The 23,962-nt window shown below is 49.7% G+C and carries 21 protein-coding genes; 17 read left to right on the top strand and 4 right to left on the bottom strand.

From position 1 onward, the window contains the following. Positions 1 to 60: 60 nt before the first annotated feature. The 5 genes from prfA (at position 61) to G3M70_08905 (ending at position 5,429) form a co-directional block, all read left to right on the top strand. The gene (gene prfA / locus G3M70_08925) at positions 61 to 1,131 is read left to right on the top strand and encodes a peptide chain release factor 1 (GenBank protein ID QPJ61990.1); all 1,071 of its coding nucleotides are present in this window, start codon (positions 61 to 63) and stop codon (positions 1,129 to 1,131) included. Next, complete coding sequence (gene prmC / locus G3M70_08920; GenBank protein QPJ61989.1) at positions 1,132 to 2,019, top strand: peptide chain release factor N(5)-glutamine methyltransferase; 888 nt, start codon at positions 1,132 to 1,134, stop codon at positions 2,017 to 2,019. It begins immediately after the preceding gene. After that, a complete protein-coding gene (gene murA / locus G3M70_08915) occupies positions 2,012 to 3,265 on the top strand; it encodes a UDP-N-acetylglucosamine 1-carboxyvinyltransferase (protein QPJ61988.1) in 1,254 nt (417 codons plus the stop codon). The genes prmC and murA overlap by 8 nt, the downstream gene beginning before the upstream one ends. 301 nt (positions 3,266 to 3,566) lie before the next feature. Continuing rightward, a complete protein-coding gene (gene waaF / locus G3M70_08910) occupies positions 3,567 to 4,640 on the top strand; it encodes a lipopolysaccharide heptosyltransferase II (GenBank protein ID QPJ61987.1) in 1,074 nt (357 codons plus the stop codon). A 60-nt stretch (positions 4,641 to 4,700) separates the two neighbouring features. Continuing rightward, a complete protein-coding gene (locus G3M70_08905; protein ID QPJ61986.1) occupies positions 4,701 to 5,429 on the top strand; it encodes an SDR family NAD(P)-dependent oxidoreductase in 729 nt (242 codons plus the stop codon). A gap of 6 nt (positions 5,430 to 5,435) precedes the next feature. Here the strand turns inward: G3M70_08905 and G3M70_08900 are convergent, their stop codons facing one another. Continuing rightward, entirely contained in the window at positions 5,436 to 5,840 is a 405-nt protein-coding gene (locus G3M70_08900; protein QPJ61985.1) for a PRC-barrel domain containing protein, read from the bottom strand. 138 nt (positions 5,841 to 5,978) lie between these two features. Between G3M70_08900 and G3M70_08895 the strand changes: the two genes are divergently transcribed. From G3M70_08895 to G3M70_08885, 3 genes are read left to right on the top strand one after another with little or no spacing between them, the layout of a single operon-like run. Continuing rightward, positions 5,979 to 6,674, top strand: coding sequence for a DUF4124 domain-containing protein (locus G3M70_08895; GenBank protein ID QPJ61984.1), 696 nt, complete (start codon positions 5,979 to 5,981; stop codon positions 6,672 to 6,674). A 30-nt stretch (positions 6,675 to 6,704) separates the two neighbouring features. Then, positions 6,705 to 8,045: a sodium:alanine symporter family protein gene (locus G3M70_08890; protein ID QPJ61983.1), complete on the top strand. Its 1,341-nt coding sequence runs from the start codon at positions 6,705 to 6,707 to the stop codon at positions 8,043 to 8,045. A 44-nt stretch (positions 8,046 to 8,089) separates the two neighbouring features. Next, complete coding sequence (locus G3M70_08885; GenBank protein QPJ61982.1) at positions 8,090 to 8,347, top strand: hypothetical protein; 258 nt, start codon at positions 8,090 to 8,092, stop codon at positions 8,345 to 8,347. Positions 8,348 to 8,382: 35 nt separating this feature from the next. On the opposite strand, the gene G3M70_08880 is transcribed toward G3M70_08885, so the two are convergent. Both G3M70_08880 and G3M70_08875 read right to left on the bottom strand, forming a co-directional pair. Then, positions 8,383 to 9,072: a glycosyltransferase family 2 protein gene (locus G3M70_08880; GenBank protein QPJ61981.1), complete on the bottom strand. Its 690-nt coding sequence runs from the start codon at positions 9,070 to 9,072 to the stop codon at positions 8,383 to 8,385. Between the two features lie 94 nt (positions 9,073 to 9,166). Then, positions 9,167 to 10,108 (bottom strand): histone deacetylase, encoded by a 942-nt coding sequence (locus G3M70_08875; protein QPJ61980.1) that lies wholly within the window; start codon positions 10,106 to 10,108, stop codon positions 9,167 to 9,169. 144 nt (positions 10,109 to 10,252) lie between these two features. On the opposite strand from G3M70_08875, the gene queG reads away from it, so the two are divergent. Next, entirely contained in the window at positions 10,253 to 11,311 is a 1,059-nt protein-coding gene (gene queG / locus G3M70_08870) for a tRNA epoxyqueuosine(34) reductase QueG (protein ID QPJ63766.1), read from the top strand. Positions 11,312 to 11,329: 18 nt separating this feature from the next. On the opposite strand, the gene G3M70_08865 is transcribed toward queG, so the two are convergent. Further along, positions 11,330 to 12,259 carry a hypothetical protein gene (locus G3M70_08865; GenBank protein QPJ61979.1) on the bottom strand — a complete coding sequence of 310 codons (930 nt, stop codon included), beginning with the start codon at positions 12,257 to 12,259 and terminating at the stop codon, positions 11,330 to 11,332. Positions 12,260 to 12,501: 242 nt separating this feature from the next. Between G3M70_08865 and pckA the strand changes: the two genes are divergently transcribed. The 8 genes from pckA (at position 12,502) to G3M70_08825 (ending at position 23,849) form a co-directional block, all read left to right on the top strand. Further along, positions 12,502 to 14,142, top strand: coding sequence for a phosphoenolpyruvate carboxykinase (ATP) (gene pckA / locus G3M70_08860; GenBank protein QPJ61978.1), 1,641 nt, complete (start codon positions 12,502 to 12,504; stop codon positions 14,140 to 14,142). 284 nt (positions 14,143 to 14,426) lie between these two features. Continuing rightward, positions 14,427 to 15,386, top strand: a complete 960-nt coding sequence (gene pdxA / locus G3M70_08855) for a 4-hydroxythreonine-4-phosphate dehydrogenase PdxA (protein ID QPJ61977.1) — start codon at positions 14,427 to 14,429, stop codon at positions 15,384 to 15,386. Continuing rightward, complete coding sequence (gene rsmA, locus G3M70_08850) at positions 15,387 to 16,178, top strand: ribosomal RNA small subunit methyltransferase A (protein ID QPJ61976.1); 792 nt, start codon at positions 15,387 to 15,389, stop codon at positions 16,176 to 16,178. It begins immediately after the preceding gene. Then, positions 16,171 to 17,715, top strand: coding sequence for a uroporphyrinogen-III C-methyltransferase (gene cobA / locus G3M70_08845; GenBank protein ID QPJ61975.1), 1,545 nt, complete (start codon positions 16,171 to 16,173; stop codon positions 17,713 to 17,715). Before rsmA ends, cobA begins: the two co-directional genes overlap by 8 nt. 308 nt (positions 17,716 to 18,023) lie before the next feature. Then, a complete protein-coding gene (locus tag G3M70_08840; protein ID QPJ61974.1) occupies positions 18,024 to 19,334 on the top strand; it encodes a hypothetical protein in 1,311 nt (436 codons plus the stop codon). A 299-nt stretch (positions 19,335 to 19,633) separates the two neighbouring features. Further along, positions 19,634 to 20,785 carry a hypothetical protein gene (locus G3M70_08835; GenBank protein ID QPJ61973.1) on the top strand — a complete coding sequence of 384 codons (1,152 nt, stop codon included), beginning with the start codon at positions 19,634 to 19,636 and terminating at the stop codon, positions 20,783 to 20,785. A gap of 250 nt (positions 20,786 to 21,035) precedes the next feature. Further along, positions 21,036 to 22,337: a hypothetical protein gene (locus G3M70_08830; GenBank protein ID QPJ61972.1), complete on the top strand. Its 1,302-nt coding sequence runs from the start codon at positions 21,036 to 21,038 to the stop codon at positions 22,335 to 22,337. A 264-nt stretch (positions 22,338 to 22,601) separates the two neighbouring features. Beyond that, positions 22,602 to 23,849: a hypothetical protein gene (locus G3M70_08825; protein ID QPJ61971.1), complete on the top strand. Its 1,248-nt coding sequence runs from the start codon at positions 22,602 to 22,604 to the stop codon at positions 23,847 to 23,849. Positions 23,850 to 23,962: the final 113 nt, after the last annotated feature.

The raw sequence follows: 23,962 nt of genomic DNA, 5'->3' as shown, positions 1-23,962 counted from the left end.
ACCTCTCCCTGAAAGAGGTCCGTTTAAATCCTGTAGTTTCTCCTCCACTCTGGTTTCCCAATGTTCGAAAAGCTGGCTTCCATCGAAAAACGATTCGATGAACTCTCCGAGAAAATGAGCGACCCTGCAGTTATTGCCCTGCAGAACGATTTCCAAAAGTATGCTCGGGAACATTCGGAAATTGCCGACATCGTGAAGGAATACCGGGAATGGAAAAAAAACAGCAAGGAGCTTGAAGACAACCGAGCACTCCTGGAAGACGACAGCGATCCTGAAATGCAGGAGCTCGCCAGGATGGAAATTGAATCGCTCACCAAATTGACCGAACAGAACGAACAGGAATTGAAAAAGTTGTTACTGCCCAAAGACCCGCGCGATGAAAAGAGCGTCATCATGGAAATACGTGCAGGGACAGGGGGCGATGAAGCAGGATTGTTCGCGGCCGATTTATATCGTATGTATTCCCGCTATGCGGAACGGCAAAAATGGAAAGTTGAAATCCTGAACAGCAACCCGACGGGCGTTGGCGGTTTTAAGGAAATGGTTCTCAATATTCGCGGCAAGGCCGTGTACAGTAAATTGAAATATGAAGCCGGAACGCATCGGGTCCAGCGGGTACCAACAACTGAAACACAGGGTCGTATTCACACTTCTGCTGTGACGGTGGCGATCCTTCCTGAAGTGGAAGACGTGGATATTAAAATCAACCCCGCCGATCTGAAAATCGATGTGTTTCGTTCCTCGGGCCCTGGTGGACAAAGTGTGAACACAACAGACTCCGCTGTCCGTATCACGCACGTGCCCTCCGGTATCGTGGTTTCCTGTCAGGATGAAAAGTCTCAGCACAAAAACAAGGAACGTGGGATGAAGGTCCTGCGCGCCCGGCTCTATGATGAAGAACAGAGAAAACAACAGGAAGCTCTCGCTGCAGACCGCCGCCAGCAGGTGGGCTCAGGTGACCGCAGCGAACGCATTCGGACCTATAATTTCCCGCAGGAAAGAATCACCGACCACCGTATTGGACTCACTTTGCATAAGCTGACTCAAGCCATGGAAGGGGATCTCGATGAAATGGTGGAAACCTTGATCCTTCATTTCCAGGCCGAGGCACTAAAAAACCAGGACAACTGATTGGCGATGACTACTCTTGCCGCTCTGCTGACCGACGCGTGTCGGCAATTGGAGAAGGCAGGTATAGAGACAGCAAAACTGGACGCAGAGGTCCTGCTCACCCATGCACTCGGCATCAGCCGCGAGGAATTCTGGCGCGATTCCGACCCCCTTCTGAATAGAGACAAAATAAATCACTGCGAAAAATTGATTCAGCGCCGTGAAAGTCGAGAACCGCTGGCCTATATAATCGGTGAATGGGAGTTCTGGTCCCGATCATTCAAAGTGACACCCGACGTACTGATCCCCAGACAGGAAACGGAAATATTAGTGGAACAACTTCTCAAGGTTATTTCACCTGAGAAAAAAAACGATCCAATGCAGGGTCTGGATCTTTGCACGGGATCGGGCATTCTCGCCACAATCGCAGCTCTCGAAATGCCTGCTTCAAAAATTATTGGAATCGATATTTCATCAGATGCGCTCAACATTGCCCGGGAGAACAGCATACGACACGGTGTCGATGATCGTATCACCTGGATGGAATCAGATTTGTTTGGTAGTCTGCCAAGAGGGAATGAAAAGAACAGGTTCGATTTCATCCTCTGCAATCCACCCTACATCGCAACGGAAGACTGCAAAAACCTGCAACCTGAGATCAGCCTGTTTGAACCTGTAGACGCATTGGATGGCGGCATTGACGGTTTAAAGTTTTATGGAAATATCATTAAAGACTCCTTCGAATACCTTAAACCCCGCGGCTATCTGGTAATGGAGATCGGAGACAATCAAGGGCCAACGGTGAAAAACATGCTGGAACAACACAATCAATTTTCTCCTGTTACCTTGCATCAGGACTATTCAGGGCGGGACCGTGCGGTTTGCGCCCAAAAGGAAATGAATGGATAAAATAGTAGTCCAGGGGGGCAACCCTTTAAGAGGGGCCGTATCAATCAGCGGTGCTAAAAACGCCGTGTTGCCAATTCTTGCATCCACCCTCCTCACTCGCGGTCGAAACCAGATCACCAATGCCCCAAAGGTAAAAGATGTAAACACCATGCTGGAGTTGATCCGCGATCTGGGCGGTACCATTGAATCCTGGAAAGATGGGGAAGTGGCGATTGACACTGAACCACTTCATAAAACGGAAGCACGGTACGATCTGGTTGCAACAATGCGAGCTTCCTGCCTGGTATTGGGACCCCTGGTAGCCCGCCTGGGCGAAGCCAGAGTTTCCCTCCCCGGAGGCTGCGCCATTGGAGCGCGCCCAATCGATCTGCACATCAAGGGACTCGAGGCGCTCGGGGCCGAGATTCATGTAAAGGAAGGCTACATACATGCTCGCGCCAAAACATTAAAAGGTGCGCATTATTGTTTCGATACCGTTAGCGTCACCGGAACCCAGAACCTGTTAATGGCCGCTGCTCTGGCGGAAGGTGAGACCGTTCTCGAAAATGCAGCAAGGGAACCAGAAGTGGCATTTCTTGCCGATGTGCTCAACCAGTCGGGAGCAAAAATTGAAGGTGCGGGAACCGATACCGTAACCATAAACGGCGTTTCCGCCCTCGAACCAATCGAATGCCGTATATTCCCTGACCGTATCGAAGCCGCAACTTATCTCATTGCGGGCGCTATCACCGGCGGCGAGATTGAAGTACAGGATTGTTTGCCAAACCATGTGGAACCCGTGGTTCTCAAACTTCGTGAAGCCGGTGTCACCGTGCAAACCAGCGAAACGACCATGTATGTCAAAGCCAATGGTGCAGTCAAATCCGCCAACATCCGAACACAGCCGCATCCAGGATTTCCAACTGATGTCCAGGCTCAGTTCATGGCCTTGATGACATTGGCAGAAGGGCAAAGCGTTATCATGGAAACCGTTTTTGAAAACCGGTTCATGCACGCGGCAGAACTGAATCGACTTGGCGCGGACATTTTAATCGAAGGTCACACTGCGGTAATAAGAGGTGTAAAAGGCTTGAGCGGTTCGCCGGTCATGGCAACCGACCTCAGAGCCAGCGCTTCCCTCGTATTGGCCGCTTTGGCTGCGAAAGGGGAGACGATCATCTCTCGGGTTTATCATATTGACCGCGGTTATGTTTCTATGGAGAAGAAATTGTCGAACCTGGGAGCCACGATCAAACGCGTGAAGTAGCTCCCTATACAACAAGAGCATTGCGTAACACCTAACTTAAATCAGGGTTGCCCTGATCTAGAGGAGATTATAGCCAAGGATCCGTTATCGCGAGCGATCAGAGGGTGAACGGCCGTGGTATTTTCCCAAGCTTTCTAACCCCGAAAGGGTGGATCCAGAGTTTTTTTCCAGTTTCCTCCGGGCATTATCCGGCTTGGATTAATTCGTCTCTGCGGCTCCTCGCAATGACACCTACTTTGTTTCAAAGTTTTCAATTATGCAGAGATATCCATTTACAACGCTCCTGAAAATTTTCTGACCGATGGAAGAACAAGCTCCTCCAAAAAAAGTACAACACCTTCTGGTCTGGATGCCAAACTGGATAGGCGATGTCGTGTTCTCGCTGCCAACGGTCCAGGCGCTCCGCAAAAAGTATCCCAATGCACGCATCACTGCGTTGGCACGCCCCCCGTCAAACGAAATTCTGGTGAACCATCCGGATATTGACTGCGTTATTCCTTTCCCTATAGAAAAAGACATGGGAACTTTAGGCCAGATCCGCTTTGCATTCGGGCTTAGAAAATACCATTTCGATCTTGCCGTCTTGTTTCCAAATTCGATTCGTTCGGCGTGGCTTGCCTTGTTTTCCGGCGCAACCAGGAGGTTGGGATATGAAACCGACGGGCGCAATTTTCTTTTGACGGATCCTCTGCCCGTGGTGAAAGAGTCGCGTTCCATTCACGGCACCGACTACTATGCCGGGATCGTCAAGTTTCTGGGAATTGATGAGGTCGATAAAACTTTTCCCCGCCTGATCTCCAAAGAAGATGCAGAACGCAACCTGGAATTAATGCAACGTCTGGGAATGAAGCAGGACAAACTCCTGATAGCGGTTTCGCCGGGCGCTTCCAAACCTGAAAAACGCTGGCACACCGAGCGTTTTGGCATCCTGTGCCAAAAACTGATCAAAGAAAAAAAAGCCACCATCGTGTTGATGGGCAGTCGAAAAGAACGTCCTTTACTGGAACAGGTGGGACGTTTTTGCCGCAAAGACAAGGTTTTTATTATGACAGGATTAAACTTGCAGGTGGTTGCAGGGTTTCTCAAAAATTGTCATCTTCTGATCGCAAACGACAGTGGTCTGATGAATTTTGCTGCCATGATTGATACTCCGGTAGTTGGAATTTTTGGTCCCGGCCACCCCAAAACAACTGACCCCCTTATTGTCCCGGAACGAAAGGAACTGGTCACGCTGAATTTCGAATGTTCTCCCTGCCGTCACAAGTTCTTTAAAGACTGCGAACCCTCTCCCCACAAAAAACCGTTTTGCCTTGAAGATATCACGGTGACCCAGGTAGCCGACGCGGTGGAGTCCCTGCTCAACAGAACCAACTGAAAACCTTCAGGGGGATCCAAATCACAAGCTGGAAATAATTGGAAAACACCCATTAGAAGTATGCCCTCATCAAACTCGAAAAACGCGATTGTGATTGGAGCCACCTCAGGTATAGGCTGGAGCCTGGCTCTGGTACTGGCTCATAATGGATACCGGGTTGGAATTACCGGCAGGCGTCGGCACCTTCTGGATGAACTTCAAAAAAAAATCGGGGATGACTGCTTCGTACAGGAAATGGATGTCACCAATCCCCAGGCAAAAGAACAATTGAACGATTTGATTTCGAAGATGGGGAATGTTGGTCTCATCATTTATAACTCCGGCGTTGGTTACCAGAACCCGGAGCTTGACCTGACTAAAGAGATGAAAATTGTGGCCACCAATGTCGAGGGGTTCACCTTGCTCAGTAATCTTGCCATGGAACATTTCATCGGAAACAATAGCGGGCATCTGGTTGGCATTTCATCTATCGCCGCAATCCGGGGGAACCGCAAGGCACCAGCTTATTTTGCTTCAAAATCTTTTATGTCCAGTTATCTTCAGGGGCTCCAGCAGTTAGTAACCCATAAAAACCTTCCCATCACTGTCACAGATATCAAACCAGGTTTCGTTGACACTCCGATGATCGACGCCAGGCGTGCATACTGGGTGTGTTCGGCGGACAAGGCTGCAGAACAAATCTACGGAGCGATTCGTGATAAAAAAAAACACGCTTACATCACACCGCGTTGGCGGTTGGTAGCGTGGGTTCTAAAATGCTTACCAAATTTTATTTTCAACCGGTTTTAAAAAAGTCTACTCTATCGCCTCTTCAGTATCGACAGGCTTAGACTCCCAATAAGGCTCCAGGTCGAAATAACTCAGGATCACCCGTTCATCGTCCATGCTGATTTCTTCCAAAGATTCAATAGCAGGGGAGTGTTGGAGGGATTCGCGAGACCAATTGGTTTTGATCTGGCCCATATCTATCGCATGGAACAGAGGGCGAGGCAGAAGGATTGTTTTACCGTCCGTAAACAGGAATCCTCCATCAATAAAAACTGCATACCGGACCTCGAATGATTCAGGGTCGACAAGCAAACCCTTGAGTCGCCCAATCTGCTCATTGTACTTGTCGTAGAGGTAAGAGCCCACTACGCGATCTTCCTGCGCCAGGTCGTAAATATTGTCGTCAATAAACTTGAGGTTGTTGGATTCCATCACTGAAGTTTTTTCTGAATAAAGCCATTACAGGATCTAGCATATAAAGTATAGCAGACTTGGCAAGACGTTGATATAATTTGAGAAACGACTTTTCACTCACCTGGGGTTTGCGAAAGGTTCCGGAGGACACTAAAGATGTCATTTAAAAAAATCACCGCCTGTGTGATGTTCGTCCTGTTATCGGGCGTATTTTCGGGTTTAAACGAGTCCGCATTTGCTGGAGTCATCAAATGGAAAGATGACCAGGGCAAAACCCATTTCACAAACGACATCAGTAAGGTTCCCAGAAAGTACCGCGATCAAGGCAAAATGAAAAACATCCGGACGTCCGCTACGAAACGCGGGCCCGGCCCTGCCAGTGAAGGTTCCAACGAAGAAAAAACAGATGACGGCATCCTTTCCAAGGAAGACCTGGGAAGAATCCAGCAGGCCATTAACTTTTTGAAAAAAGAAAAGGAATTTGCCAAAACCGAAGAAACCTCTTATCACACCCCTACTGGCCTGAGAGCTTTCGGAAAAAAATTCACTGCGCTGAATTCTGAACGGCAAAGAGCCAAATCGGCTCTGGGGGGTACCAGCGTTCCCTCCATTCAAAAAGTAGTGGCCCATATCGACGCAACCCTAAAAGCCGCTGAAGAAAACCCAAACTGGATGAGGAAGCTGAGCGCAGCCAATACAATCAAACGAGTCAAATCAGAAGTCTCCGGCAACCAGAGTCTGATCAACGACCTTGAAGAAGCAAGAAAGAAATCAGAAGAAAAACAAAAAGAGAAAGAAGAGAAAGAGAAAAAAGAAAAAACCGGGCAAGGCCAAAAATCTGCCGGCAAGTAAACCCTCCTGTTGTTTTCCTCGTAATAATTAATGGAATCTCTAACGCAATCCATTGCTGCGGTGCGCGACATGCTATGGGGCCCGTGGTTACTGGTCCTGCTGGTCGGAACCGGTGTGTGGTTAACCGTTCTCCTGCGCGGTATCCAGTTCAGGTTACTTTTCCGGGCTCTTCGCTTCGCCTTTTCCGGAGAGAATTCCGGCCAAGGTGATGTTTCCCATTTTGCCGCCCTTATGATTTCTCTCGCTGCCACGGTTGGCGTTGGTAATATCGCGGGGGTCGCTACAGCGGTCGCCTCGGGTGGACCAGGGGCAGTGGTGTGGATGTGGATCACGGCATTGTTTGGCATGGCAACAAAATATGCCGAGGCGTTTCTCGCTGTTCGTTTTCGCGAAGTCAATCAAGACGGAGAGATTTCCGGCGGCCCCATGTATTACCTGAAAAACGGAATGAACGCCCCACGGCTGGCCTGGGCATTTGCGTTTTTTGGTGCCATTGCCGCGTTTGGCATTGGCAATATGGTACAGGCCAACACCACAGCGGCAGCCCTCAAAGGTTTTACCGGACTTCCCCCCGTTGCCATCGGAATCGCCCTTTCAATCTTGACCTGGCTTGTCATTATTGGCGGAGTCAAACGCATCGCAAGTGTGGTGGCTTATGTGGTTCCTTTCATGGTTCTTGTGTATTTTCTCGGGTCCCTCATCATCCTTATCCGCCATTGGGCCGAAATTCCGGCGGGTTTGGTTTTACTTTTTAAAAGTGCCTTCAGTGGACAAGCCGCAATTGGCGGATTCGCTGGGGCCACAGTGGCACAGGCCATCAGTTTTGGTGTCGCACGCGGATTGTTTTCAAACGAATCGGGACTAGGCAGTGCCCCCATTGCAGCCGCCGCAGCGAAAACAGATCAACCCGGGAAACAGGCACTGGTCTCGATGACTGGTACCTTCATAGACACTTTGATTGTCTGTTCCCTCACCGGACTGGTCCTGGCAGTGACGGGTGTCTGGGAAACTGGAAAGAGTGGTGTGGAACTCACCCAACTGGCTTTTGCCTCGGGTCTGGGCAGTTCTGGAGAAACCCTCATCACTTTTGCTGTGGCGACCTTTGCCTTTTCGACTATTCTGGGCTGGGGGTATTACGGAGAAAAATGTTTTGAATACCTCACCCGCCAACGCTGGGTACTGGGTTACCGCTATGCCTGGGTGGTGTTTGTATTCCTCGGCGCGGTTTTGAAAATAGAACTCGTCTGGAATTTATCCGATGCAATGAATGCCCTCATGGCCCTGCCCAACCTTATTGGCCTGATAGCGCTCAGTATGCTTGTGGCGAAAGAATCCAAAATTTTCGAAAAAGAAATCGATTCAGGTTCGTGACCTGGTTTTGATTGCATTTTCCGGTTTTCGTTTATACTTGAAATATGAAATGCCTGCTAATCTATCTGGGTATCGTGTTCTGGATCTGGACTTCTTTTCCCGAAAATTATTCGGTTGGAGAAAGAGCGCTGGTCCTGGTCCCGCTGAGCTTCCCTGTCATTTTCTATATTATTTACAAAACAGTTGGCTACAGCCCGCAACCCCGAAGGGAAACCATGTCTTATGAACCTGGCCCTATTGGCGAACGCAGTGGAGGCAGTGACTGCGGGGGTAGCGACAGTGGATGTGATGGTGGAGATTAATAGCGCAAAGTATTTGTAAAAATTTTTTTCGAAATCTATTTAGAGAAAAACCTGAACTTCAGAATAAACCAGATAGCTGCAACGCCGTCTTTCCAGCCGATCTTTTTTCCCTCTGAATAATCGCGCCCGCTATAAGAAATGGGCACCTCATAAATTCGAAACCGCTTCCGGGCTATTTTCGCCGTGAACTCTGGCTCGAAACCAAACCGGTTGCAAGTGAGCTTGATATCTTTCAAAACCTCACTCTTGAATACCTTGTAACAAGTCTCCATATCAGAGAGGTTGATATTGGTCATGACGTTTGACAACATGGTGAGAAACAAATTACCCACGTAATGCCAGAAAAATAAAACACGGTGCGGTCCTCCTAAAAAGCGCGAACCAAATACAACGTCTGCCCTGCCATCCAGAATCGGACCAATCAATACCGCATAATCCTTTGGGTCATATTCCAGATCCGCGTCCTGCACGATAACAATATCTCCGCTTACTTTTTTAAAGCCCGTTCGAAGCGCAGCACCTTTGCCCCGGTTTCGCTCGTGATAATGCACCACCACCCCACTTCGACCTTCAACCTCATTTTTTAGAATATCGCGCGTTCCATCCGTTGAAGCATCGTCAACCATGATGATTTCTTTTTCATAGTCCACCTCTTCCACCCGCCGCAACAATTCCATTAAGGTAGCTTTCTCGTTGTAGACCGGAATGACGATCGAAAGTTTCAATGGACTGGTTGAGTTAGAATGGATGTAAGCACTGTAAGCCTAAAAAAAGTGTAAGCCAGGCCGGACGTCTTGTCTAACCACCCTGCAGGTATTATTAAGAATCGGCCGCCAGTTGTTCCACGTGGTGATGCACAGAATCGGCGAGTGCGTCGAGATTATATCCGCCTTCAAGCATGGAGATGAGCCGCCCACCACACAGGTCTTCGGCCGCTTGACGAATCATAGTTGTCATTTTCCCAAAGCATTCAGCGCTGAGATTAATATTGGCCAGCGGATCGTCGCTGTGGGCATCAAACCCGGCTGAGATAATGATCAATTCCGGTTGAAACCGGTGCATATGCGGTATCAGTCGGTTTTCAACAAGCCCCAGATAATCTTCGTCACTGGAGTATGGCCGCATGGGAAAATTCAACGTTGTTCCTAAACCATCGCCCGTACCTGTTTCATCTTCCGCACCGGTTCCAGGGTAAAACGGGTACTGGTGAGTGCTACTGTAAAATACGGTTGGGTCGGAATAAAATGAATGCTGGGTGCCGTTGCCGTGGTGCACGTCCCAATCGAAAATAAAAATCCGTTCGAGTCCTTTAACCTGTTGTGCATAACGCGCCGCGACGGCAACATTATTGAACAGGCAAAACCCCATTGCGTGGTCGTGCTCTGCGTGGTGCCCTGGAGGACGTACTGCGCAAAATGCGTTGTCCGCGTCTCCGTCGACAACCAGATCCACGGCTTTTAGCCCGGCACCTGCGCTCAAAAGTGCGGCATCATAGGAACGGGCGCTTATTGTAGTATCACCATCCAGTTGCATTCGACCTTCTTCACAGGAGCGCTGCACCATGGGGGCATAACCTTCATCGTGAATACGGGATATATCTTCCAGCGCCGCTTTCTGGGGAACCACTTTTTCAAGACGACCGTACAGGTCTGAAGCTTCAAGCCTTTTGTTGATCGATTTTAGGCGCGACGGGTGTTCCGGGTGCTGCCCTGTTTCGTGCTCAAGGTATAATGGATCGTACAGGTACGCGGTTTTCGCCATGCAACACCAGCCTCCAGGGGGGGACGAAAAATTTTGGTTGAGGATAACAAAAACAACTTGAGTGAGCAAACCGTTTCCCCAGTGAGGAGCAGGGACAAAATCCGTTTGCTGGAAGACGCGGCGAAAAACCTGGGTTTCGATGCGATGGGAATCGCGCCCCCCGACACGCGGGAAATCATGCCCCGTTTTGATGCCTGGCTAAAGAATGGGCACCAGGGCACTATGGACTGGTTGGTGCGCGGGCGTAACAAACGCGCAGATCTAAACAATGTGCTTCCCGGGATAGAGAGTGTGATCTGCCTGCGTACCAATTACCAGACGCAAACCCGACAACTGGATTATCTGGAGGACCCTGCAACAGGCGACATCACCTGTTATGGATGGAACCTGGACTACCACGACATCATCGAGCCGCGCCTCAAGACTCTGGAAGCCGAATTACAAAATTTATTTCCCGGTTGCACAACCCGGCGTTATGTAGATACAGGTCCGGTTCCGGAAAAGCCACTTGCAGAGCAGGCTGGACTGGGCTGGATCGGTAAACACACCAACCTTCTCACAGAAGGAGTCGGCTCCTGGTATTTCCTTTCAGAGATTTTGATCGATGTAGCACTCCCGTATTCAACTCCCGCCGAAAATCATTGTGGCCCCTGCACTGCCTGTATCGACATCTGCCCGACCGGAGCGATCATTGAACCTTACGTACTCGACTCACGCCGGTGTATTTCCTATCTCACTATTGAAAACAAGGGAATGATTCCTCTGGAATTCAGGAAGGCACTGGGCAACAGGATTTATGGCTGCGACGATTGCCAGATTGTCTGCCCATGGAATGAGGATGCGACAGTAACACCGGAGCCCGCTTTTCAGGAACGGACGGGGACCAAACTGCTCACCGAATTGATGTTGCTCGACGATGTCGGCTTTCGTGAGCGGTTCCGGAAAAGTCCGGTCAAACGGATTAAACGGCGGGGGCTGCTTCGCAACGTGGCAGTGGCGTTAGGAAACTCAGGCGATGCTGGAGCGATACCGGTACTTAAGGATGCTCTTGCCGATGATGAACCCCTCATCAGGGCACATGTCGTCTGGGCGTTGGGAGAACTATTAGGTGCAGAGGCAGTTTCAACAATTCGCTTTATCCTGACGAACGAAACCCACCCTGATGTAACCGAGGAAATAAAACGCTTATCCCCTACTGGCTGATTTCAAATCATAAATGGGTTAGCTGACGTTACTGATTGGATATTGCCGCGTTAGTGTGCTCTGCCGGTTGTTTTGCTCAATGGCAGTCTGGATTTCATCGGGAGCGAAATCATCTCTCAATACTTTTGCCTTTTCATCAGCAAATGCATTGTGGCGGAAATTGCCCACGACCTCCTGCATGGAGACATCCATTCCGGGTGGGGGTTCAAAAGCTTTGGCGCGTATTTCAAACTGGTCGAGCCCCCAACCCAGGACCTCCTGTGTCGCAATTGAAACGGTAGCCACCCTCTTTTCATCCTCAAACACAAAAATTTCCGGGAACACTTTCAGAAACGTCTGCCGGTCGTGTGGTTTCATATTGTTACTCTTGCCGTACAAGTTGGAAGCGACCACACCGCCATTTGTCAGGGCCAACTTGAGGTCCCGGTAAAATTCGAAAGTTTTGAGATGGAAAGGAATCGAACCGCTTTTAAATGCGTCAAGAAAAATAATATCGTAGGCCTCACCCCTCTTAATCTGATTCTGTAAAAATAACCGGCCATCGGCTTCATGGATTTTATAATTTGGCCCTTCCTCAACCTGGAAATATTTCTTGGCCAAGGCTATGACTTTCGGATCGATCTCGACCACATCGATCCGGCAAGCCGGGTACCAGGCCGCCAGGCAATTCGATAACGCTCCCCCGCCAAGTCCAATTATTAAAATTCTTTGCGGGTTTGGTTGAATCAAAAGAGCAGCCAGGATCATCTTTGAATAGATGAGGGAGGGGGTTTTCGGCTTCCTCGTATCAACACGGGACTGTAAAAAAAACTTGCCACTGCCATTGAACCACATTTCCCGTTTGATTCCGTCTTCGATAACAAAAATGTCGTTGAAACGGGTGCGGGCGCGAGCCAGGACCTTCAGATTGGTTTTCGGTAAATTGGCATGAGTTTCGGGTTTTGGCATTTTAGCGGCAGTAAATTAAGCAGAATCAAAGAGTCTCGGAAATTCGGTGGCCGGGTCCTTTGGCGAGACAGCGAAATAGAGGCAACTTGTTGATCTCAAACCTTTTCAAAGCACAGGCGTTATGATAGCATAAGGAATACTCATTGTTTTACAGACAGACTACCCCGACACAGCAAAAAGTCTTTTTCTTTTGAAAGGTTGACTGATTAAAGCGGTCCAAAGCCGCATAAGGAGCGTTGAACATGCCCAACCAGAGTTTGAAACATAAAATCGGCCTGGAACACCATGGCGTCCGGAATACTAAAGAAACCTTCTGGAACCTGTCCACCCCCGAATTATATGAACATATTATTAAAAACGGAGAAGGTGAGTTAAGCCATCTCGGACCGGTAGTGGTTAATACCGGCAAACACACTGGACGTTCGCCCAACGATAAATTCATCGTCCAGGAATCTTCGAGCCAGGAAAATATCTGGTGGGGCAAGGTCAACAGTCCGTTTCCAATCGACAAATTCGAAGCGTTGTATGGTCGCGTTCTGGCCTACATGCAGCACAAAAGGCTTTATGTTCAGGACTGCATCGCCGGTGCTGATCCGGATTACAATTTGCACATCCGTGTGGTGACGGAAACTGCCTGGCACAGCCTGTTTGCACGCAACATGTTCATCCAGATTCATGACCAGGCAAAAATCGAAACTCATCAACCCGGCTTCACTATCATTCAGGTTCCTGGCTTCCAGGCGGTCCCTGAAATTGACGGCACCAATTCCGAGACTTTTGTTATTGTAGACTTCGGGAAAAAACTGGTGCTGATCGGTGGAACAAGTTACGCCGGCGAAATCAAAAAGTCTGTCTTCTCAGTACTCAATTACCTGCTTCCGTTCCAACACCAGGTCCTGTCCATGCACTGCTCGGCCAATATTGGCGAAGAAGGCGACACAGCTATTTTCTTTGGCCTGTCGGGCACCGGAAAGACCACCTTATCGGCAGACCCGAACCGCAAGCTGATCGGTGACGACGAACATGGTTGGAGCGACTCAGGCGTTTTTAATTTTGAAGGCGGTTGTTACGCGAAAGCGATTCGCCTGTCGAAAAAAGCCGAACCTTTTATTTACGACTGCACGCGCAAATTTGGAACGGTCCTGGAAAATGTTGTTATCGACCCGCTCACCCGGCGACTGGACCTTGACGACAACAGCCGGACGGAAAACACGCGGGCCGCTTACCCGCTGACTCATATTCCGAATTCCATTCCTGAAGGTCGCGGCGGACATCCTAATAATGTCATCATGCTGACCTGCGATGCCTATGGAATCATGCCGCCTGTAGCCAAACTATCGGCGGAACAGGCCATGTATCATTTCATCTCAGGTTACACAGCAAAGGTTGCAGGAACAGAACGTGGTATGAGTCGTGAACCGTCTGCAGTTTTCAGTACCTGTTTCGGCGCTCCGTTCATGGCGTTGCATCCATCGGTCTATGCCAAGCTGCTGGGTGAACGAATCTCTGAACACAACGTTAACTGCTGGTTGCTCAACACGGGTTGGACTGGTGGCGCTTATGGTGTCGGGTCCCGGATGGAAATCGCACACACCCGTGCGATGATCAAATCCATCCTCGATGGCACCCTGAGTAAAGTTAACACCTGGACGGATCCGATTTTTGGATTGTCCGTTCCGGAAGAGTGCCCGGATGTACCATCCGAAGTCCTCAATCCACGGAACACCTGGAAACGTCCTGAGGATTACGATGAAAAGGCCCGCGAACTGGCGGCCCAATTTATCGAAAACTTCAAACAATACGAAGAAGGGACCAGCCCGGAAATTAAAGCCGCTGGCCCGCAGGTACAGGCTGCCAAGGTAGCAAACCTGCATACAAAATAGAACTCGCTCACGATTCCTGACCAGTAAGACAGCAAAAATGGATCGGGATATCAAAATGATTAGTTTTTGAAGAGTGGGTTATCTTTTAACGGCCCCCACATTAGTGGGGGCCGTTGTAATTAACGGTCAAGTTTTTAAGAGCGTCTCAAAAATTCAGATTTGGCCGCAACCAGGATCGGGTAATCCCGGCTTGTAGCAGCCGAACGGGAAATCCAGTTTTTTGAGATTATCTTAAACCTCTTTTCCGGGATCCATCCTTCATTATCCTTCTTCACGGAAAACTCATGGAACCTCTTCCTCGTCTTGCAATCACCATGGGCGATCCTGCAGGTGTTGGCCCGGAAATTATTATCAAGGCACTGCATACCCGCCCTGATTCCTGCCGACCTGTAATCATCGGTGATCAAAAAATATTACAAAATACCGCTCGCTACCTCGAGTTGCCCGATGCACTGGACGACGTCCAAGTGATCGATCTTGATAATGTTCCAGATTCATTAACTACCGGAGCTCCCACCAGGGAAAGCGGTGCAGCTTCTGTTTCCTATATTAAAACTGCCGTTGATCTTGCCCTGAAGCAGGAAGTCGATGCCATCGTCACGGCACCGATTAGTAAAGAAGCCATAAACCTTGCCGGGTACAACTACCCAGGGCATACAGAACTGTTGGCTGACCTGACCGATGTCCCCTATTCCTTATTAATGCTGGCCTCGGATGAAATGCGCGTGGTGCTCACCACAACCCACGTCGCCCTTTCGGATATTAAACCTTTGATCACACACGAACGGGTGCTCCGAACCTTGAAGTTGACACATCAGTGGCTTGCCGGCATTGGCATAAAACTGCCGCGTATCGCGGTTACCGGACTGAACCCGCATTGCGGGGACGGTGGCGTGTTTGGCAAAGAGGAGGAGGAGTCAATTATTCCAGCAATTAAAGAGGCGCAAGCTTCAGGATTAGCTATTGCCGGGCCCTTTTCAGCAGACGCCTTGTTCGGTCGTTACCAGGCAGGACAATACGACACCATCGTCACCATGTATCACGACCAGGGAATGATCCCAATCAAAATGGCGTCGCAGGATCGCGCAGTCAATGTCACTCTTGGATTGCCCATCATCCGCACCTCTGTGGACCACGGCACAGCCTACGACATTGCCGGAACAGGGATGGCAAAACCTGACAGCTTGCTGCACGCCCTCAACCTTGCCGCCAGGCTCGCACAACGAACAATGGGCACCAACTAAATGAAAAAACGCAAACAACCTTTTGGACAAAATTATCTGGTCGACCTCAATGCCGCCAAAGAGATCGTGCACCTGGCCCATGTGAAAAATGATGGATGTCTGGTCGAAATCGGTCCCGGCAAGGGTGTATTGACGCATGACCTGTTGCCACTGACTTCAAAGTTAATCGCCCTGGAAATCGATCCCATCCTGTGCCGTGGACTCAAGAAAAAATACGGTGACCGCGAAAATTTCCACCTCGTCCAGGCAGATGCCCAGAAAATAGATTATGGAAGTCTTGCCCCGCGTTTTCAGGTGGTCTCCAACCTACCCTACTACGCAGCGACTCCGATCATCAAACGTCTCATCCATTACCGGAAACATATAACCGACATGGTCCTCATGCTGCAACGCGAAGTGGCGGCACGCATGACAGCAAAACCAGGAACGCGCGAATACGGTTCACTTACACTGTTCATCCAATATCATTGCGAAGCCAGGCGTCTGCTGGAAGTGGGGGCCGAATGTTTTTATCCAAAACCCAAGGTCGATTCCACTGTCATACGACTCACCCCGCGCCAACTCCCTCCCGTAGTTGTGAACAGTGAGACCAACCTTTTCCAGTTGATCCACACGGCTTTCCTCCATAAGCGGAAAACCCTCCGCAATAATTTAAAGGAACTCAACGGGCGTTTTCACATTGCCATGTCTGCGATTGAGAATATGGGGATCGACCCCAACCGCCGGGCAGAGGAATTGACCCTTCAACAGTTTGCTCAGATCACCAACGCTCTGGAAACCAAAAATGACTGACACCACCCACAAAGCAGGAACTGTCGTTCTGGTCGGAGCCGGACCTGGCGATCCGGGACTCATTACCGTGAGGGGTCGCGACTGGCTGAAAAAGGCGGATGTGGTGGTCTACGATTACCTCGCCAACAAACGGCTATTGAAATACACACCAGATCACGTTGAAGCCATTTACGCCGGTAAAAAAGAAGGCGTTGTCACAATCACCCAGGCAGAGATCTCGCAGCTTCTCGTCGATAAAGCACGACAAGGCAAAACTGTTGTTCGACTAAAAGGTGGCGATCCGTTTCTCTTTGGACGCGGTGGCGAAGAAGCGTCCGCATTGGCAGAGGCGGGAGTCCCATTCGTTATTGTGCCGGGTGTGGCTTCTCCTGTCGGCGTTTCTGCCTACGCCGGAATTCCATTGACCCACCGCGATTGCTCTTCGACCGTTTCGATCATCACCGGCAGTAATGAAAAAGGAAATGAAGATCTCCATCTCGATTGGGAAAAAATCGCCAGCCGTAGCGGAACCCTGGTGTTCCTGATGGGGGCACGGAAATTAAAACGTATTGCGGCCAAACTGATGGAACACGGGAAGTCACCCGAAACACCAATCGCGGTCATTCAATGGGGCACTACCTTCAAACAGAAAACCTGGAAAGGCACGCTGGACAGTATCATTGGCATCGCAGAACGGGAGAGGATCGCTCCCCCGGCACTCACCATCGTTGGGGAAGTCGTTGACCTCAAACTCGATATCGACTGGTTCGAATCGCGTCCCCTGTTTGGGAAATCCGTTGTGGTCACCCGCGCCGGAAATCAGGCCGACAGTTTCATAGAACAATTGTATGAGCGAGGCGCCGAACCGCTTTCATTTCCCGTTATTGAAATGGTGGAGCCCGATGACGCCACAATGCTGGACCAGGCGATGCAAAACCTCGGACAATATCACGGTGTGATTTTCACCAGTGTCAACGGAGTGCGATGGTTCATGAAACGGCTTAAGCAACAGGACCTCGACATTCGGGAACTCAAGGGCGTTCGCGTTTACTGTATCGGACCCAAAACGGGACAAGAGATTGAAGATCTCGGCATCCGGGTGGATCTGGTTCCAGAAGAGTTCGTTGCAGAATCACTCATCGAACACATCGGGAAAGAAAACATCGCCAGCAAGCGTTTTTTATTACCACGGGCGCAAGTCGCGCGCGAAGTGTTGCCGGATGAACTGCGCAAGCTGGGTGCTGAAGTGGATGTTGCTCCCGCCTACAAAACCGTCCTGCCAGACACGGATATCTCACAACTAAAAGAAAGACTGCAGGCGGGCAACATTGATGTCGTCACTTTCACTTCATCTTCCACAGTCAAAAATTTTGTGGAGATGATTGGGCCAGAGTTAAAAGATTCACTCGAAAAGGTAACCCTGGCCTGCATCGGCCCGGTCACTGCAAAGACAGCAGAAAACCTTGGATTAACTGTTGGTGTTCAGGCCAAAGAATACACAGTCGAAGGCCTGCTCACTGCCATGGAATCCCACTTCCCTTCGGCAAACTCAGGATAAAATCCAGATCCCGCCTTTCCATTTATTTTTTGAGTTACAAAAAGATTGCTTCGTAAAAAGAAAATTAAATCTCTAAGAAATTTCTATCAAAAATTCTCCAATATTATTATTTGCAACCTTCCCCCTTTTTTATCAACGAGTTCAATCTATCTCAATCTCATTTCAAACTTAATTAATCCGAAGCAATCCTTGACAGAATATCCCGAACCGCCAATACTCGAGCCTGAAAATCTCTGGGGGAGATAACTGTCTGCGGTTGAGTTTTCATATTGATCTTGCGCTATTTCAAAAATTGAGAGGGGACCCAAATGAAAAAATTATTTTTGGGAAGTATCGTTCTAGTGTTTTCACTTTTAATCGTATTACCTGCACAGGCACAAACTCTGGAAGAACGAGTGACTGCTCTTGAAACATCCATGGCGAATGTCGAGTTGCTATCAACCCAATTGTTCCAACTGTTCTCGGCCTTACAGCCGGATATCACCGCTATCCTGAATGCCCTGGCAGCCCAGCAGTTGGATGTTGCTACACTTCAAGCGGATATGAGTGAACTACAGTCACGCTTCAACGGGGTGTCGCGCAACGGTGATGTATTGCAATTTGACAGTATGAATTTGCAGGTGACGAATGGCCTCGGCGCAACCGATGGTGACCCAAATAATACGGGGACCACACAGGTGAACGGACTCGGCAACGTAATCATTGGATACAACGAAGACATTTTCCCTTTTCTTGGCGGAACTCCAGCCTTACCAGCCAGCGACAAAACGGGTTCTCATTATCTGATCGTGGGAGAGGGCCTCAATTATTCCAGCTTTGGAGGAATAGTTGCGGGTCGCGACAATGTTTCCAGCGGAGAATATGCATCGGTCACGGGTGGCAACCGTAACCGGGCGACGGGCACTTATTCAAGTGTCAGTGGTGGAAATAGAAATGTCGCTTCTGATTTTAACTCCAGCGTCAGTGGAGGTGGGGAGAACATCGCTTCCGGGTCCCACTCCAGTGTCAGTGGTGGGAAAGGAAACGAAGCTTCCGGTGTCATTGCCAACGTCAGTGGCGGCCTTCAAAATACTGCCACTGGAGCATACTCCAGTGTAAGTGGCGGTTTTAATAACACAGCTTCCGGAATTGGAAACAGTGTGAGTGGCGGCCAGAACAACAATACCTCTATGCAATACTCTAGTGTGAGTGGCGGTTGGTATAACACCGCTTCCGGGAATAATTCCAGTGTCAGTGGTGGACAAGGAAACACTGCATCTAGTCCAAGTTCCAGCGTAAGTGGAGGTCAAGGTAATAATGCCTCGAATTTTTATGCAAGCATTAGTGGCGGGCAAAACAACATAGCATCCGGACTTCATTCCAGTGTCAGTGGCGGCCTTCAAAATACCGCTTCCAATGAATCTGCTAGTGTCAGTGGAGGTACAAACAATACCGCATCTGGCGTCAGATCCAGCGTCAGTGGTGGCGTTCAAAATACCGCTTCCGCAAGGAATTCCAGCGTCAGTGGCGGGAACAGCAACACCGCATCAGAAGCTTCTTCCAGTGTCAGCGGTGGAAACTCCCGAAATGCCACAGGGCTAGACGACTGGGTTGCAGGAAGTTTGTTTGAAGATAATTAATTAAAGAGAAAATTTCCAATCCAACCTGTTCCAACCGGGGGAGGCGCTTCATGCGCCTTCCCCTTTTTTTAGACCTAGCGGTCGGCTAACAAAAAACTCACCCGATTTCCTGTCTTACCGGGTTGTATTTAACTGCTTTATATTATTTTTTGAAACCCATTCCTTAGCATCCCCCTAACTACTCTTGACATAAATCCCTCGCCAAGGATAATCGCCAGTATCTCTGGGGGAGATAATTTTTCGCGGGCGTCTGAGCGAGACAGCTTTGACCGCCGCGCCAATTATTGGAGGGGTTCATCATGAAAAAATTTCTTCTCTGGGGTACTTTTTCTATTCTCATGCTGTCCGTTTCTCTTCCTGCTCAGGCGCAAACTGTGGAAGAACGACTGGACACGCTTGAAGCACAGATGGCTAATGTCGAACTGGTATCAACCCAGTTGTTTCAACTGGTTTCGGCATTGGAGCCTAATATCGTTGCCATCCTAAACGCTCTGGCGGCCCAGCAGTTGGATATCGCTGTTCTTCAAGCTTCCATGACAACGGTTCAATCAGATATCTCGACCGTGCAGACCGATGTAGGCACGTTGCAGACTGACGTTTCCACTGTGCAAACGGATATTGGCACTTTGCAAGCCGATAACGCAATCCAGGACACTAACATCTCGAATCTCCAGGGCAATGTCTCTACCCTGCAATCCGGACAGACCGCCCAAAACACAGCTATTTCCGGATTGCAAACCGACACTGCTAGCCTGAATACGGACGTCGGGGAATTACAAACCCGCTTCACCGGCGTAACACGAACAGGAGATGTCCTGCTTTTCACGGGCATGAACCTGCAGGTGGTCTCCGGAGCTGGCTTTACGGATAGCACAGTTAACGGCACAGGCAATGTGATCATCGGTTACAACGAAGACATCTTTCCATTTCTGGGCGGCGGGCTCCCCGCAAGCGACAAGACCGGTTCGCACAATCTGGTGGTGGGCAGAGGATTGAACTTTTCGGGCTATGGCGCAGTGGTGGCAGGTGAGGATAATGTTTCAGGCGCACAATACGCATCCGTTATCGGAGGCAACCGCAACCAGGCAACCGGAGCCTATTCCACGGTCACCGGCGGTTTTATCAATACCGCTTCCGGCAATTCCTCAAGTATTACTGCAGGACAACAAAATACGGCTTCAGGTGATATTTCTTCTATAACCGGAGGCAGACTCAACATCACTTCAGGCCCCCGGTCCAACATCAGTGGCGGACGTGAAAACTCCGCTTCAGCGGATCATTCTTCAATCAGCGGGGGTTATTTAAACACAGCATCTGGAGATCACTCCACTGTCAGTGGAGGCAGGCAAAACGAAGCATCCGGGAACGCAGCTACGGTTGGAGGTGGACTCCAGAGAACCGCCCCGGTCATTTTTAACTGGCAAGCCGGGAGTCTGTTCGAAGCCCAATAACCATTTTCGATACTGAATCACTAACCGGATACAACTCGGGGAGGCGCAAAGCGTCTCCCCTTTATTTCAGCATACGTTAGTGCTGCCTCACCTTCCTCGCCTTCACACTTCCCCCTACACCGGTGTATCTTTCCTACTATTGACAACAATTCAGCGCGGCGGATAATCCCTCCAAGTCTCGTTATAGAAAATCAGATCTCCATAAAACGGAATTGAGTTTTACTCATACAGAATAAATCAGGAGGAAATCATGATGAATAAACTTTATCTGAAGGTCGCGGCTTTGTTTTGCGGCTTACTAATTTCCATGTCCGCACAGGCACAGACGTTGGAAGAACGGGTGACCGCACTTGAGGGCCAGATGGCAAATGTGGAATTGTTATCCACCCAGCTGTTCGATTTATTTTCTGCATTACAGCCAGACATCGTGGCCATCCTGAATGCCCTGGCCACACAACAGGGAGAAGTCGCCGCACTTCAAGCATCGATGACAACAGTTCAATCAGATGTCAGTACTTTGCAAACAAACGATGCGACGCAGGATAACGACATTACTGCATTGCAAACCAGTAATTCCACCCTGACCACCGATGTTGGCGAACTGCAAACCCGTTTCAATGGTGTGACCCGTACAGGAGACACGCTGCTGTTAACGGGCATGAACCTGCAGGTCGTTTCAGGGTCTGGTGATACGGATGGACCCGTCAATGGCAACGGCAACATCATCATTGGATACAACGAAGACATCTTTCCGTTTTTACCCGGTGGAACAACTCCTGTCAGTAATAAAAGGGGTTCGCATAACCTGGTCGTTGGAAAGGGCCTCAATTATTCCAGCTTTGGAGCATTGGTTGCCGGCTTGAATAATGTTTCCAGTGGTATGTACGCCTCTGTCACAGGCGGGGACCGCAATCAGGCTACGGGGTTTCTTTCCACCATCAGCGGGGGATTACTCAACACGACCCAAGGGCAAAATTCCATTATCAGCGGTGGGTCCAGCAACACAACAACCGGATTTTTATCCAGCGTCAGCGGCGGTGGCGGCCATACTGCCTCCGGTTTACAATCCAGCGTCAGTGGCGGCAGGGATAACACCGCTGCCTTTAACTTTTCCAGTGTGAGTGGCGGCAGGGATAACACAGCCGACGGAGTTTATTCCAGCGTGAGTGGCGGTCTAAACAACACCGCATCTGGAGAGAACTCCAGTGTCAGTGGCGGGAACCTTAACACAGCCGCAGGTATCAACAACAGTATCAGTGGTGGGCAAGGCGGTGAAACATCCGGTGATTCTTCCAGCATCAGTGGCGGTTTTAACAACAACGCAACCGGAAACTTCTCCAGTGTACTGGGGGGAGGAACCAACACCGCTTCCGGGGTTTCTTCCACGGTCAGTGGCGGTGTAGTCAACCAGGCATCGGGCATCGGGTCCAGTGTCAGCGGTGGCAATTCAAATACTGCTTCCGGAAGCCGCGCCTCCGTCAGCGGAGGATTCAACCGATCATCTATTAACATTTACGATTGGCGAGCTGGGTCCTTGTTTGAAACCCAGTAAGCCGTAGTAAAGTCAATACATTTCAAACGTCTCTTCTGAAAAGGGGGAGGTGCGCCATGCGCCTTCCCCTTTTTTTCTTGCGAATCCAGGGTTTCCTAATTCAAGATCTATATCCAGTTTCCTTCTATCAATCCGATTCCTTTCTTGACATAAAACCATCTCGCTCCATAATCACAATCATATCCTGGGGAGAAGTTTTAATCTGAACTTTTTACTTCAAACAAAAATTTCCAGCAATATTTCAAACTTGGGGAGGGGTCTGCCATGAAAGGAAAATTAACAGGTTGTATCGTTTTTATTTTTGCACTAATTGTTTCATTACCTGCACAAGCCCAAACTCTTGAAGAACGGGTGACCACACTGGAAACCCAGATGGCAAATGTGGAATTACTTTCCACACAGTTGTTTCAACTATTCTCCGCCCTGCAGCCTGATATTGCGGCGATCCTGAATGAACTGGTAGCACAGCAGGGAGAAGTTGCCGCACTGCAAACTGCAGTTACGGGTTTACAAACCAGCTTGACCGGCATTCAATCGGATGTAACAACTTTACAGGGAAATGTTTCCACCATTCAATCTGGACAGACGGCCCAAAACACGTCTATTTCCGGATTGCAAACGGACACCGCAGCACTGACCTCGGACGTTGGCGAACTGCAGACACGTTTCACCGGCGTTTCCCGTACTGGCGATACCTTACTCTTAACCGATATGAACCTGCAGGTGGTATCCGGTTCCGGCGCTACCGATGCGCCAGTGAATGGAAAAGGAAATGTCATTATTGGATACAATGAAGATATTTTTGCCTATGAGGGGGGCGGACTTCCGGCGAGTGACAAAACCGGCTCCCACAATTTGATTGTTGGTAAAGGACTGAACTACACCAGTTTCGGCTCAATCGCTGCCGGTCTCAACAACATTGCCGGTGCCGACTATACTGCTGTTACAGGGGGCAACCGCAATAAAGCCACTTCCAACTTTGCCACGGTCACCGGTGGTGTTCTCAACACAGCCTCCGGAGATTCCTCCAGTGTCAGCGGAGGATTGGGTAACACCGCTTCGGGCAGTTCTTCCAGTATCAGTGGAGGGGAAGACAACACGGCATCCGCCCTGGTTTCAAGCATCAGTGGCGGCGAAGAGAACATCGCCTCTGCATCCCGGTCCAGCATTCTGGGCGGCCAATTGAATACCGCCAACGGCATTATTTCAAGTATCAGCGGAGGAAGGGAAAACATCGCGACAGGAATTTCCTCCAGTGTAGGTGGCGGACGTGAAAATACGGCAAGCCAGTCTTTCTCAAGTGTCAGCGGCGGATTCAGCAATACTGCCTCGGGTGAAAACTCCAGTGTGAGCGGGGGTCGCAGTAACACGTCTTCCGGCAATGGTTCCCAGGTCAGTGGCGGCGAAGGCAATCAGGCATCCGGTTTCGCATCGACTGTAGGCGGAGGATTTAACCGTGCCAGCACAGGCAGCCAGGATTGGCGCGCCGGAAGTTTGTTCGAAACCCAATAACTCTTTTTAGTTTCCGTTTTCAAAACTAGTTTTCTGGGGGAGGCGCGCATCGCGCTTCCCCCTGTTTTTTTTGAGACCTTTAAAAAAATATTATTACAAAAACCGGAGACCGG

It is taken from the genome of Candidatus Nitronauta litoralis, from assembly GCA_015698285.1.
Lineage (GTDB): Bacteria > Nitrospinota > Nitrospinia > Nitrospinales > Nitrospinaceae > Nitronauta > Nitronauta litoralis.
The sequence above is the reverse complement of the archived record's forward strand: the minus strand, read 5'-3'. Positions and strand labels throughout refer to the sequence as shown.